Genomic DNA, 13,447 nt, shown 5'->3' on the forward strand with positions numbered 1-13,447 from the left:
CTTGAGCCAGATCAAGCACTGCAGATAAGAAAGTGCGACTGAGTTTCGGTGCGGAGCTGAAGCATGGTCACGGGTCAAGAAAACTCCCCCTCACAAGAAACGCAAACGTACAAAACCTCATCTGAGAACGGGATCGTTTTCCCCGGCAGTGAGCACCTTCCCGTGCCTCAATCACGAGACAACCGAACAGTCAGGCATCGATGGATGCCAGCAGCCTTGCTGCTGCTCGGTGCCCTATCTGGCGGAGCAGGATACTACTGGTGGGAGCGATTGCACCCATCTCTCCCGATTGGGATCAGTTACGGAAACGGCCGCATCGAAGCAGACGAAATTGATATCGCCACAAAATACGCAGGCAGAATCGCTGAGTTGGGAGCGGACATTGGCGATCTGGTGTCTCCCGGACAGGTCGTGGCCAAAATGGATACCCAGGATATCCAGCAGTCCCTTTCGAAATCCGAAGCCACGGCGCGCCAAGCGCAGAAGGCGATCGACGAAGCGCAAGCAAATCTTGTCCAGCAACAGACTCAGCAGAGGCTCTCCGAACAGGAGATCAAGCGAACCCGCACCTTGTTGAAGAGTGGCTGGGCAACAAAAGAATTGATGGACCAACGGCAACAACAGCTTGACGCCGCCAATGCCGGCCTGACTGCCGCGAAGGCCAGGGTTCTTCAGACAGAGCATGCGCTCAGCGCAGCAGAGCACGATGCCGCCTTCTATAGAGTCCAGATCGGTGACAATGCCCTCATCGCGCCCAAGAGAGGGAGAATCCAATACCGGCTTGCCAATATTGGCGAAGTCCTTCCCGCTGGGGGCAAGGTCTTCACCATGCTCGACTTCTCATATGTCTACATGGACATCTATCTACCCACCGCGGAAGCGGGCAAGGTCAAGGTCGGCGACGATGCCCGTATCGTTCTTGACGCCTATCCCGATCATCCAATTCCCGCGAAAGTCTCGTTCGTCGCGAATCTATCCCAGTTCACACCGAAGACAGTGGAGACAAAAAGCGAGCGCGATAAGCTGATGTTTCGAATCCGGGTGCGGATTGATCAGGACCGTTTGCTTGCACACAGCGATTCCATCAGAAGCGGCCTGCCAGGCGTGGCCTATGTGCGCTGGGACTATTCAGTCGGTTGGCCCGCAAAACTTAAGAGCGCTCCATGAGTGGCTGTAATGGTCCAGTGGCGGTCGTTCGGGGTCTCTCTCACAACTACGGCTCCGTGACCGCTTTGGACGACATATCGGTCGACATTCCCATGAGCCGGCTCACTGGACTGATCGGCCCCGACGGCGTCGGAAAATCGTCGCTACTCGCGATCATGGCTGGCGCGCGCAAAATCCAGCAGGGCTGCGTCACGATCCTCGGCGTCGATATCTCAAACTCCTCGGCACGTACTCAGATCTGCCCCAAAATCGCATACATGCCGCAGGGACTCGGAAAGAACCTGTATCCTGATCTCAGCGTTCGTGAAAACATCGAGTTCTTTGCCAGGTTGTTTGGCCAGTCCCATCGGGAACGCGAATGGAGAATCAAAGAGCTTCTGGAAAGCACCGGACTGAGGCCTTTCGTCGATCGGCCCGCCAGCAAACTTTCAGGGGGAATGCGGCAGAAGCTCGGCCTGTGCTGCTCGCTCATTCACGATCCTGATCTTCTGATCCTCGACGAACCCACCACCGGTGTCGATCCGCTGTCGCGCCGGCAGTTCTGGGATCTCATCGGCAGGCTGCATGCACGTCGGCCGGAAATGAGCGTGGTCGTTGCAACCGCCTACATGGAAGAGGCGGAACATTTCGACTGGTTGATTGCCATGAACGAAGGACGAAGCCTCGCTGCAGGCACGCCGTCCGACCTGAAACAGCAGACGCATACAGGATCGGTCGAGGACGCCTTCGTCACATTGCTGCCGCGGCGGGAGCCGACTCGCGCTGAAAAGCAGAGTGCGGAGAATGCTCAGCCGCTCCTCGCTCCGACAGAGCCAGTCATTGTTGCAAAGAATTTGACATGCCGCTTCGGCAATTTCACCGCCGTCGATGGAGTCAACTTCACGATCCGACAAGGTGAAATCTTCGGCTTTGTCGGCTCGAACGGATCCGGCAAAACAACCACCATGAAGATGCTGACGGGACTTCTGCCGCCCACCGAAGGCGAAGCTCTTGTCTTTGGAAAGCCGCTGGCAGCCGATACCATCGAGTCTCGTCGCCGCGTCGGTTACATGTCGCAATCCTTTTCGCTTTATAGCGAGTTGACGGTTCGGCAAAATCTCACTTTGCACGCCAAGCTCTTCCACCTTCCGGAGAAGTTTGCGGAAGAGCGGATTGCCGAGCTGATCGATAAATGCAATCTCACCGGTTACCTTGACAGCCTTGCCTCCGCACTACCGCTTGGGATCAGACAAAGGCTTTCACTTGCCGTTGCCATCGTTCACAAGCCAGATCTTCTCATATTGGATGAGCCGACCTCCGGCGTTGATCCGGTGGCCCGCGATCAGTTCTGGAACTTGCTGATTCACCTGTCGAAAAACGAAGGCATTACCATCCTCGTATCGACGCACTTCATGAACGAGGCCGAGCGTTGTGATCGAGTATCGCTGATGCACGAAGGGCGGGTGCTCGCCACCGACACGCCTGTCGACTTGATCCGGGCCAAGAACGGCAACAATCTTGAAGATGCCTTCATCAGCTTTCTCGAGCAAGAAGAGCCAAGCGAGCAGACGAAATCTCTCGGCATCCCGACAATCACATCCGACGCATCACGAACTACCAGCGTTGCGTCAGACGGAACAAATTACCGAGACCGTCCTGCCATTTTTCAGAGCTTTCAGAGATTGGTCGCCTGCACCATTCGAGAGAGCCTCGAACTCCTCCGCGATCCCATCCGACTCATGTTCGCGTTGTTTGGCACCACTCTGCTGATGGTCGTTTTCGGCCTTGGGATATCCACCGACGTCAACAACCTGACATTTGCCGTTCTCGATCGCGATCAGACTCCCGAAAGCCGTGCTTATCTCGAAGAAGTCAGGGGATCGAGCTACTTCGTTGAGAAGGCCCCGCTGAAGGACTATGCAGACCTCGACCGGCGTTTGAAGAACGGAAGCATCGATGTCAGCATCGAAATTCCGCCGAATTTCGGATCAGACATCAAGCGGAGCCGACCGGCCTGGGTCTCCGCGTGGATCGACGGAGCCATGCCTTTCCGGGCAGAAACCATCCGTGGCTATCTCCAGGGTATGCACCAACTTTATCTGAGCGATCCGGCTATCAAGACGACGCAACCATCGAATCCGCTCCCCGCCGACATCGAAGTAAGATTCAAGTACAATCAGGATTTCGACAGCATCTATGCAATGGTGCCGTCGACCATTGCGATGATGCTGGCGCTATTTCCGGCGATCCTGATGGCCCTTGCCGTGGTGCGCGAGAAAGAGCTCGGCTCCATTACCAATCTCTATGTCACGCCGGTGACCCGGCTGGAGTTTCTGGTCGGCAAGCAGCTGCCTTACGTCGCGGTCGCGATGATTAACTTTACAGTCATGTTCGCAATAGCCGTGTTGCTTTTCCGTGTACCCCTGAAAGGCAGCTTCCTGGCCCTGCTTATTGGCACGATCATCTATGTCTTCACTACCACCGGCTATGGAATGTTGATCTCGACATTTTGCAGCAGCCAAATAGCAGCGCTGTTCGGAACGGCAATCCTGACAATCCTTCCAGCCCAGCAATTCTCCGGCATGATGACGCCGGTATCTTCTCTGTCGGGGACGGCACAACTGATCGGCTTGATTTTCCCTATGACCTACTATCGACCGATCAGCGTCGGGACCTTTACCAAGGGACTGGGGTTTTCCGATCTCACCTCCAGCATCCTGCTTTTGATACTGTTCATTCCGGCGCTGACGGTGCTCAGCCTCTGGCTGCTTCCGAAACAAGAACGATGAAAACCGATGCGCAGTCTCTCCAACATATTCTGGCTCGGCACCAAAGAATTGAGGAGCTTCTTCAGCGACTGGGTCTTACTTGCCTTCGTAATCTATTCATTTTCACTGGCCGTCATCAGTCAGGCACAAAGCAGTTCGCAAGAGCTGTATCACGCATCGATAGGCGTGGTAGATGAAGACCATTCCGAGTTATCGCGACGGATTACGCACGCGTTTCTCATGCCGTATTTCAAACCACCGGTCCTGATCGATGAAGCCGACATCGAACCCCTGATGAATGCGGGCCGGTATACCTTCATCATCGATATTCCACCGAACTTTCAGCGGGACGTTCTTGCGGGCCGTCAACCGGCGCTTCAAATCAATGTCGACGCTACCGCCATGGTCCAGGCGGGCCTTGGCTCCGGGTATGCTCAGCAGATCATCAGTACCGAGATCGCACAATTTTTGTCACGCCGCGAAGGCACGCCGCTATCACCTGTCAATCTGGCAATCAGGATTGCCTTCAACCCCAACGTAACGACCTCCTGGTTCACCGGCGTGATGAGCATCATCGGCAGCGTCAACATATTGGCGATTATCCTCGCCGGCGCAGCCCTTGTCAGGGAGCGTGAACACGGCACCATGGACCACCTCATGGTCATGCCCATCACCCCTTTCGAAATCGCGATGTCGAAGATTTGGGCGAACGGACTTGTGATTGCTGTCGCCGTTGCGCTTGCGATCTATCTCGTGATTCGGCTGCTTCTCCAGATTCCGATTGCCGGTTCCATTCCGTTATTTTTGTTCGGCACCATCCTGTATCTGTTCTTCGCTACAGCGCTCGGCCTGTTTCTCGGCACCGTGGCCCGGTCCATGCCGCAGCTTGGCCTGCTCTTCATGCTTGTGGCGACGCCGATGAATATTCTCTCAGGCAGCGCTACCCCGCTGGAAAGCATGCCGCCTTGGCTTGCGACCATGATGCAGGCATCTCCCTCGACGCATTTCGTTGCTCTTGCTCAGGCGATTCTCTATCGGGGTGCAGGATTCGACATCGTCTGGCCGGAGTTCCTGGCAATCAGCGGCATCGGCGTTCTGTTTGTATGGCTGGTGCTCATGCGCTTCCGATCTGCCATCGGTTCCGCGTCGTCTTAGCTCCGCAATCTGTTGTTTGACCTATAGCAAAAAGCCAATGCAGGCGGCTGCTAGAAAGGCCGATTGATCGATACCAGCAAATGATGGCGCTATGGCAGGCAATCCGGCGGTAATCAGCTCTCCCCAAAAGGATATTGGCCTGTCGACACAAGAGGCAAACCGCCGCCTCCAGACCTTTGGGCCCAACTCCGCGATTGATGTCGAGGAGAGCACTTGGCGCCTGTTGTGGGCCAAGTTTCTTGCGCCCATTCCCTGCCTGTTGGAAGGCGCGATCGTCCTTCAGATCATTCTCGGCGAGTACATCGAAGCCTCCCTGATCGCCGTATTGCTGATCTTCAACGCAACGCTCGGCTTCTTTCAGGAGAGCCGCGCCCGAGCGACGCTGGAAGCCCTGAGAAAACGCCTGGCCCTAAAAACGACGGCACTTCGCGACGGAGCATGGACGATCCTGTCTGCAGAGAAGCTCGTACCCGGAGATATCATCAAACTTTCCCTGGGAAGCGTCGTTGCAGCCGATGTCCGCTTGAAATCCGGCTCCGTACTGCTCGATCAATCGATGCTTACCGGAGAATCCCTTCCCGTCGAAGCAGGGCCCGGCCATGATACTTACGCTGGCGCCCTGATCCGCCGTGGCGAAGCCGTCGCCGAGGTCACTGCGACTGGTCATGCCACAAAATTCGGAAAAACCGCCGAACTCGTGCGCACGGCTCACAATGCGAGTTCCCAACAGCAGGCCATCTTTCGGGTCGTCCTTTATCTCGCAATAACCAATGGCATATTTGCGGTTGCCCTGATCGGATATTCGATTTTCCTCAAACTCTCGGTCGAGGAGATCTTGCCGCTGGGTTTAATTGCAGTGCTGGCTTCTGTGCCGGTCGCCCTGCCCGCTACCTTCACGCTTGCTGCGGCGAACAGTGCCCAGAAACTTGCGAAAACGGGCGTACTGCCGACACGGCTTTCCGCCGTCGATGAAGCAGCCACCATGAACGTGTTGTGTGTCGACAAGACCGGTACTCTGACTCAGAACGAGCTTGCGATCGCAAAGGTTGTGCCGTTCGACGGATACGACGAAAACAGCGTTCTCGGATTGGCGCGGCTCGCCAGCTCCGACGGCGGATTGGACCCCATCGATGCCGCCGTGCGCGGGTCTGCCCGCCCAGCGCCGGCCGGTTTGAGGCTCGAGCGATTCACTCCGTTCGACCCCAACACCAAGATGGCGCAAGCCATGGTGCTGGACTCGTCGGGATCGCAAAGGACGATCATCAAGGGCGCCTTTTCCTACGTGGCAAAAGCCAGCCGTTGCACACCGCTCGCCACTAGCGAAGCCTCCAAGTTGGAAAACCAAGGTCTGCGAGTCCTTGGCGTCGCCGAAGGGCCTCCCGGAAACATGCGTCTTGCGGGGCTGCTGGCGCTGAGCGACCCGCCGCGACCTGACGCTCGGGAGTGCGTCAGAACTCTGCAGCAGATGGGGCATCCATGTCGTGATGGTGACAGGCGACGCACCCGAAACCGCTGCAACAGTTGCACGGGCCGTCGGACTCGAAGGAAAAGTCTTCGCTGGAAGAACGATACCGGATCGGATCGAGCCAGAAGACTTCGCAGTTTTTGCTGGCTGTCTCCCGGAAGACAAGTTCACACTCGTTAAAGCATTTCAATCGGCTGGCCATATCGTCGGAATGTGCGGCGACGGCGCGAATGATGCGCCAGCATTGCGGCAAGCGCAGTTTGGCATCGCTGTATCCACCTCGACCGACGTTGCCAAATCGGCTGCCGGGATTGTCCTGACAGAACCGGGATTGTCCGGAATCGTCAACGCCGTCACCCAAGGGCGCATCGCGTTCCAGCGCATTCTCACCTACACGTTGCGTTCGATCCTGCACAAGGTCCGGCAGGTGCCGTATCTCGGAATCGGACTTTTCATGACAGGCCACGCCATTCTCACACCGATGCTCGTGGTGATTTCGATGATCACCGGCGACTTTCTGGCGATGTCATCGACCACGGACAACGTCATTCCTTCGCCTAGACCGAATATATGGAAGATCGGCGATCTGACACTGATGGGAATCATGATGGGAGCATTCGATTTGCTCTTCTGCGTCCTTATCCTGTGGATCGGACATGCGAAGCTGCATCTTCCAATTGAGACGATGCAGACATTGACGCTCGTCAATCTGGTCGTGAGTGGTCAGGCCATTTACTATGTGGTCAGAGAGCGGCGCCACCTCTGGTCATCGCGGCCGAGCAAGATCGTCGCCGCCTGTTCAATGATCGATCTTACGCTGGTGCCATCGCTTGCCGTGACCGGAACGTTGATGGCGCCCTTGCCTGTTCCGATCATCGCCGGATTGTTCGGAGTTGCTGCCATCTTCGCATTCACGCTCGACGGCGTGAAAACAGTCCTTCTGCATCATCTCACGATAGATTGATAAAGCACAGCCATCTTAATCGAAATGCAAACGCGCGACTCAACTCTCTCGCCGTTCTCAATTCCATTCGCGCTAATGCGAAATGAATACGGGGACAGTCATCGTCGCCAGGATTCCGCGCGTAGCACCACCCAAGATGAACTCATGCAATCGCGAATGCCCGTAGCCACCCATTACAAGCATGTCTCCGCCGCAGTCGGCAACATGCGAGAGAATGACGTTTGCGACGTCGCTGTCCGCACCGGGCAGCGCCGTCATCTCCACTTTGACATCGTGCCGGGCGAGATGATTGGCCATATCGGCACCGCGAAATTCGTTGCCGCCCTTGGTCTTTTCGTTCGTGACGATGAACAATTCAACCAATGCCGCCCTCCTCAGGATTGGCAGCGAGTCGTTGATGGCACGCGCCGCAGCACTGCTTCCATCCCAGCAACAGACAATCCGTTCTACTTTCAGCCCTCCCTTTTGAATATAAGGGACAACGATCATTGGACGCCCCGAGTCGAATAGCGCCGCTTCAATCAGCAGATCATTCGCTGGACCATTGGTGTCGTCGGATTGCATGATGATGCTCAGATCGAAACGACGCGCCATCGTTGAGAAACTCTGGGCTGGCGAGAAGCCGTTTTCGGTATCGAGTCTACATTCGACCGAAAGGGCGCTGCGTTTGGCTGCAGCCTCAAAGCGCTCCAAGGCAGCAGCTGCTTGCTGATTTGAATCTCTCAGCACGTCATCGAGAACATAAGGTGGAACGCCTGGCATGAAATAACTGGGAACGACACCCCTACCCGCGAAGGCCACCCCCGCCAGATGAGCGTCAAAGGCTTCCGCAACTGAAATGGCATAGCCGCAGACACTGTCCCGCGACTTTTCCGTCTCAAGATTCAAGATGATGTCCTTAATCATGGTTCTCTCTCCGGGAGGAAAAGATATACGTGATCCAAGACGCTCTCATATGTCGCAGATACGATATTGACCGAGGTCAAGAGGCTCCCGCAATCAGCAAGGTTTCCCGCGTCACTTAACGGGGCTTGATCGATATCAACCGGATGGGACGGCGTACGACCTAAAATAAATAATATGACGGGAAGAATAATGGCTGATCCTTTTGCCTCGAAAGCTGTTCCATTGACGAGCGCGATCAAAATTCCGACTGCTCCGGTTGAGGCGACTCCGGCATCACAGCCGCTTTCGATCGATCGTGTTGTTCACGCTGCCGAAGCGCGATTGACAGGCTCCCTCTCCACAATCTCTCTCGCGCTTGCCTATCTGGATTTTGCATGGCATCTCGCGAACTCGCCTGGGCGCCAGATTCAACTGGCCTGCCGCGCTTTCGAATTGTTCGAACAGCTCACCAAGTCGGAAAAATGGATCCACCCCTTACCCCAGGACTGGCGCTTCAATGACCCGGCATGGGATGATTATCCGTTCAATGTGATCTCGCAGAGTTTTCTGCTCATCGAGGAGTGGTGGCGCGAGGCAACCACGGGACCCGCCGGCGTCGCGAAATCGCACGGCGATGTCATCTCCTTTGCCGCGCGGCAGATCCTCGACATGTATTCGCCCTCCAATTACGCGTGGCTTAATCCAGAGGTTCTAAGAGCGACAGTTCGACAAGGCGGCTTCAACTTCGTGAAGGGATTCTACAATTGCGCCGAGGACCTCGTCGGCGCCGCAACCGGCGGAAAGCAGGGCGCGGGTCATTTCGTTGTCGGCGAGAATGTGGCGATCACCCCCGGCAAGGTTGTATTCCGAAACGAGTTGATCGAACTGATTCAATACGAACCGGCCACCGTGACCGTCCATCCGGAGCCGGTGCTGATCGTGCCCGCATGGATCATGAAATATTATATTCTCGATCTTTCCCCCGAGAACTCGCTGATCCGCTACCTCGTTTCACAAGGCTTCACTGTGTTCTGCATATCCTGGCGGAATCCGAATGCCGGAATGCGCGACGTCTCGTTCGACGACTACCGTCGCCACGGCGTCATGGTGGCGCTCGATGTCATCCAGGCGATTTGCGGAAATGCCAAAGTGCACGCCTGCGGCTATTGTCTGGGAGGCACGATTCTCGCCATCGCGGCAGCCACGATGGCGCGGGATCGCAACGACCAGTTAGCCACGGTGACGCTGCTCGCCGCACAAACCGATTTCAGCGAACCTGGCGAGCTCCAGCTTTTCACGGACGAGAGTGGATTGGCGCTGCTCGACGATGTGATGTGGCGTCAAGGCTATCTCGACAGCACACAGATGGCAGGGGCATTCCAGCTCCTCAGATCGAATGGCCTGATCTGGTCACGGGTCGTCAAATCCTATCTGCTAGGTGAGCGGGAGCAACCAAGCGATCTGATGGCGTGGAATGCGGACGCAACACGCATGCCCTATAGGATGCATTCGGAATATCTCCATCAGATGTTTCTTCATAACGATCTGGCAGAAGGCCGCTACATTGCGGGCGGCGAGAGCATCGCGCTGCAGGACATTCATGCGCCGATCTTCAGCGTCAGCACGGAGACCGACCACGTTGCACCCTGGCGCTCGGTCTACAAAATTCATCTTCTGAATAGCGGCGATATCACCTTCGTTCTGACGTCTGGCGGGCATAACGCAGGAATCGTCAGCGAACCGGGTCATCCTGGCCGCCATTTTCGTATGATGAACCGTCCGTCAAAAAGCGATTATCTATCGCCGGATGAATGGGCGATACGGGCGGCGAAACAGGACGGCTCATGGTGGCCGGCATGGGTTGACTGGCTCAAAGATCATTCAGGCGCCGCGCTTTCACCTCCACCATTAGGTGCTCCGGAAATGGGATATCCGGCTTTGGAAGATGCACCCGGCTCCTACGTCCGCGAGCATTAGGAACTCGGTGTCTGGACTAACGGCATTGATCCGCCTCAAGACAGGGCGCGTTCAATTCACTACGCTAAAAACCTCAACCGGAGACTTGCGTCATGTGCAGTGCAAAAACTCCTATGGAATTGTTCGCCATCTGGAACTTCCACAACGGATCGACGAGAGACTTTGCCAGCAAGTTCTGGGAAAGCCAGTCGAAGGTCCTCGATAGCATGCAGAGATTTTCGGCCGGCTGGTTCGATCGGCGCCATGTCGGCACACGAGCCGCGCTCGAGGCCTCCCTGCGTGCTTGCGAGTCAAAAAACGCCGCCGAGATGATCGCGTGCTATCAGGAATGGGCCGCAGGAGCAGCATCGCGCATTCTCGACGACCAGATCGCATACCAACAACTCGTTCATACTGCGGTTTCATCAATGGCGTCGGCTCAGGCCGGACAGCAGACCAACGAGGAAGCCCTCCCCTTTATTTGGCCGAGAGCCGCGTAAATCGAGCTTCAGGAAAACGCTTCCTGATTGGCACAGTTGCACCTACAAGTTATTGGCGCTGAGCGGATGCAGAGGTGATATCTGCCGCCTTTACCGGCCGATCCTTTGGCCGCAAGGTGGCCGAGAGCGCCCCGCACCACGCTGGCTGTCCATCTTACTCGATAACATGAAGCAACATTACCTCCTGTTCAGGGGAGGTTGCGTCGCATTTGCCACCAGTGCTCACGCCTGCAGTCAGCGGAGGTAATATGCCGCCAGCTCGTCCCAGGGCTACGCCGGCATTCCAATAGAGATCCTGGACGATTCGCGCCTGATCGAGTCCTTTAGCGACCTGCCCAGCAGAATAATTGCACCACGCTACGAAAACATCCGACGCCGACTTCGACGCGAATAGGTCGCGCACCAAGTCTTCGCTCTTTGTAGCTTCAGTGAGCATCCTCAAGCCGCAATCCCAGCTACCTGCGGCAAGATCACAAAGCGTTGCCGAAACATGATCGGTCAAGATATCGGACCTTCCGTTCGCACGATTGAATACTCCCTCGTGAAATCCTTACGGCGTATCCTTTCGAGACCTCTGAGCGACCACAATCCCAATCCCGCCCATGAGCTTGTCATTCATGATCCTCCCCGTACTTAGAGATCCCATCTATTCCAGAATGCGCACTGGCTGGGGGAACCACATGAGCTAGATCAAACGAAACGATACATTTCATGCTTTTAGATTAGTCCGAGAATCACCAATCAATACTTTGCTACGGTCAGGCCGGTGCGGATGCAGCGCATGGTAAGACAAACGAAACAACAACTATCGACCAGACCTGGACGAGGCTCCGTCGCAAGAAGCGGCGGGAATCCGTCGGAAGCTGGAATCATCGCGCTCGATCCGAACATGACGACAGCGGAAGCGTTCATATCCATCGGGATCGAATGCCTCTGCCATATCGCACGCAATCGGGAAGCTGTGCTCCGGGGAGACAGTGAAGGCATCCATCAAATGCGCATCGGTTTGCGGCGGCTACGCGTGGCGCTATCGATTTTCAAGAAGATGCTGCGCGGGCGCGACATCATAGCAATCACAGATAAAGTCAAATGGCTGGCGAACCAACTCGAGCCGACACGAGAATATCATGTTTTTCTGACAGACGCCTTTAAACATGCGCACACGACCGGCCTCGAATTTGAGGTTTTGAAAGCTGACATTAGAGCTAGACACGATCTTTTCCTAAATTCATCCAAAAAGGTCGTCGGTAGCGATGGCTTTCGAGCATTTATCGCCGAATTGGCCTTGTGGCTGCTGGATGGTCCTTGGTTGCACGACAGAGACAGCCGCACCACCTTTGCCCGCGAAAAGCTCCTGAAACATTTTGCCCAACATGAGCTACGAGAGCGTGCGTGGAAAATTTCCAATGCAGCGCGCGGAATCGACAAGCTCACTCCTGCGAGACGCCACAAGCTTCGCATTGCAGTGAAGAAGATACGTTACACATATGGATTTTTTGAACACCTCATCACGACGAAAGCAATAAAGGGAATAAAGCTGAGCTTTATGGAGGAGCTGGATTCATTGCAGGACAAGCTTGGGAAATTGAATGACATCGCAACTCAGATGGAGCTTGCATCGAAGCTTTCCCGCGAATTGAAGGACGACAAAGAAGCTCTTGCGCTTGGTTTCGTGATCGGCCTCAGAATATGTCGTATCCAGCCGATCCTGAAGAAAGCGAAAAGATCCGGCCGCCGCCTTTACCGGCTAGCTTGAGTTCCAAAATCTCGCCCTTCCCTAAAATACAGCTTAACGGACCTTGAGGTGAATCAAACGGGGCGCCCTGCGGCAGGCTTTAATCAGGCTCCAGCATCGTGAGGGAGTTCTAGCCATGAACGATATCCAACTGCGCCAAGATATTCTCAATGAACTTGACTTCGACCCGCGGGTGGAGGCGAGCCATATCGGAGTCGCCGTCAAGGACGGAATCGTCACCCTGACGGGATATGTCAACAGCTATGCCGAACGCGTCGCCGCGGGACATGCCGCTCAGCGTGTCAAAGGTGTCCACGGAATCGCCCAGGACATCGAGGTCCGCTATCCCGATGAGAAAAAAACCGCGGACGACCAAATCGCAAGACGCGCGCTCGATATTATCGCCTGGGATACGACAATTCCCGACGAACATATCCAGGTCATGGTCCAGAACGGGTGGGTCACCCTCAAGGGCCACGCCGATTGGGCGTTCCAAAGAAACAATGCAGAGGCCGCCGTACGCCGGCTCGGAGGCGTCCTGGGTGTCACCAACCTCATTGAAGTTCGCCCCAAGGTCAGCGCCCCCGACGTCAAGCGCCGCATCGAGGAGGCGTTGAAGCGCAACGCACAGATGGAATCCAGCAACATCATCGTCGGAGTCACCGGCAACAAGGTCACCCTTAACGGCAAGATTCACGCATGGCACGAAAGAAATATCGCCGAACAAGCCGCCTGGGCCGCCGCCGGCGTGAGCCAGGTTGAAGACAATCTCAGGATTGCCTGACCAAATACGTGGCCAGCCCGGCTTCGACCGGGCTGGCTACGTCTTCCGCCACTGCCGGCTTGACTCATCTCAACGCATGGATTCGTCGA

Annotated in this window: 9 protein-coding genes and 1 pseudogene; 8 read left to right on the forward strand and 2 right to left on the reverse strand. The window is 55.8% G+C overall.

The genetic code is table 11. From position 1 onward, the window contains the following. Positions 1 to 63: 63 nt before the first annotated feature. The 4 genes and pseudogenes from AFIDRAFT_RS03185 to AFIDRAFT_RS03200 all read left to right on the forward strand — a co-directional run. Positions 64 to 1,167: an HlyD family secretion protein gene (locus AFIDRAFT_RS03185; RefSeq protein ID WP_156786830.1), complete on the forward strand. Its 1,104-nt coding sequence runs from the start codon at positions 64 to 66 to the stop codon at positions 1,165 to 1,167. After that, the gene (rbbA, locus tag AFIDRAFT_RS03190) at positions 1,164 to 3,935 is read left to right on the forward strand and encodes a ribosome-associated ATPase/putative transporter RbbA (protein WP_009337641.1); all 2,772 of its coding nucleotides are present in this window, start codon (positions 1,164 to 1,166) and stop codon (positions 3,933 to 3,935) included. The genes AFIDRAFT_RS03185 and rbbA overlap by 4 nt, the downstream gene beginning before the upstream one ends. A gap of 6 nt (positions 3,936 to 3,941) precedes the next feature. Beyond that, a complete protein-coding gene (locus AFIDRAFT_RS03195; protein ID WP_009337642.1) occupies positions 3,942 to 5,069 on the forward strand; it encodes an ABC transporter permease in 1,128 nt (375 codons plus the stop codon). 91 nt (positions 5,070 to 5,160) lie between these two features. Further along, a pseudogene (locus AFIDRAFT_RS03200) lies at positions 5,161 to 6,961 on the forward strand (HAD-IC family P-type ATPase); the annotation flags it as partial. 609 nt (positions 6,962 to 7,570) lie between these two features. Here AFIDRAFT_RS03200 and AFIDRAFT_RS03205 read toward each other — a convergent pair. Further along, positions 7,571 to 8,404, reverse strand: a complete 834-nt coding sequence (locus AFIDRAFT_RS03205) for a universal stress protein (RefSeq protein WP_009337645.1) — start codon at positions 8,402 to 8,404, stop codon at positions 7,571 to 7,573. Between the two features lie 189 nt (positions 8,405 to 8,593). Between AFIDRAFT_RS03205 and AFIDRAFT_RS03210 the strand changes: the two genes are divergently transcribed. Next, a complete protein-coding gene (locus AFIDRAFT_RS03210) occupies positions 8,594 to 10,360 on the forward strand; it encodes a PHA/PHB synthase family protein (protein WP_009337646.1) in 1,767 nt (588 codons plus the stop codon). A 92-nt stretch (positions 10,361 to 10,452) separates the two neighbouring features. Then, positions 10,453 to 10,839, forward strand: a complete 387-nt coding sequence (locus tag AFIDRAFT_RS03215; protein WP_009337647.1) for a hypothetical protein — start codon at positions 10,453 to 10,455, stop codon at positions 10,837 to 10,839. A 154-nt stretch (positions 10,840 to 10,993) separates the two neighbouring features. Here AFIDRAFT_RS03215 and AFIDRAFT_RS03220 read toward each other — a convergent pair whose 3' ends face one another. Next, positions 10,994 to 11,341: a hypothetical protein gene (locus tag AFIDRAFT_RS03220; protein WP_156186797.1), complete on the reverse strand. Its 348-nt coding sequence runs from the start codon at positions 11,339 to 11,341 to the stop codon at positions 10,994 to 10,996. Between the two features lie 279 nt (positions 11,342 to 11,620). On the opposite strand from AFIDRAFT_RS03220, the gene AFIDRAFT_RS03225 reads away from it, so the two are divergent. Both AFIDRAFT_RS03225 and AFIDRAFT_RS03230 read left to right on the forward strand, forming a co-directional pair. Continuing rightward, complete coding sequence (locus tag AFIDRAFT_RS03225; RefSeq protein WP_040298008.1) at positions 11,621 to 12,595, forward strand: CHAD domain-containing protein; 975 nt, start codon at positions 11,621 to 11,623, stop codon at positions 12,593 to 12,595. Between the two features lie 115 nt (positions 12,596 to 12,710). Beyond that, positions 12,711 to 13,358: a BON domain-containing protein gene (locus AFIDRAFT_RS03230; RefSeq protein ID WP_009337649.1), complete on the forward strand. Its 648-nt coding sequence runs from the start codon at positions 12,711 to 12,713 to the stop codon at positions 13,356 to 13,358. Positions 13,359 to 13,447 lie beyond the last annotated feature (89 nt).

The sequence above is a fragment of the Afipia sp. 1NLS2 genome (assembly GCF_000178995.1).
Lineage (GTDB): Bacteria > Pseudomonadota > Alphaproteobacteria > Rhizobiales > Xanthobacteraceae > Afipia.

Bases quoted from the DNA above. Each gene is read 5' to 3' on its own strand.
- AFIDRAFT_RS03185 (WP_156786830.1), top strand. From the start codon at position 64: ATGGTCACGGGTCAAGAAAACTCCCCCTCACAAGAAACGCAAACGTAC.
- rbbA (WP_009337641.1), top strand. From the start codon at position 1,164: ATGAGTGGCTGTAATGGTCCAGTGGCGGTCGTTCGGGGTCTCTCTCAC.
- AFIDRAFT_RS03195 (WP_009337642.1), top strand. From the start codon at position 3,942: ATGCGCAGTCTCTCCAACATATTCTGGCTCGGCACCAAAGAATTGAGG.
- AFIDRAFT_RS03205 (WP_009337645.1), bottom strand. From the start codon at position 8,404: ATGATTAAGGACATCATCTTGAATCTTGAGACGGAAAAGTCGCGGGAC.
- AFIDRAFT_RS03210 (WP_009337646.1), top strand. From the start codon at position 8,594: ATGGCTGATCCTTTTGCCTCGAAAGCTGTTCCATTGACGAGCGCGATC.
- AFIDRAFT_RS03215 (WP_009337647.1), top strand. From the start codon at position 10,453: ATGTGCAGTGCAAAAACTCCTATGGAATTGTTCGCCATCTGGAACTTC.
- AFIDRAFT_RS03225 (WP_040298008.1), top strand. From the start codon at position 11,621: ATGGTAAGACAAACGAAACAACAACTATCGACCAGACCTGGACGAGGC.
- AFIDRAFT_RS03230 (WP_009337649.1), top strand. From the start codon at position 12,711: ATGAACGATATCCAACTGCGCCAAGATATTCTCAATGAACTTGACTTC.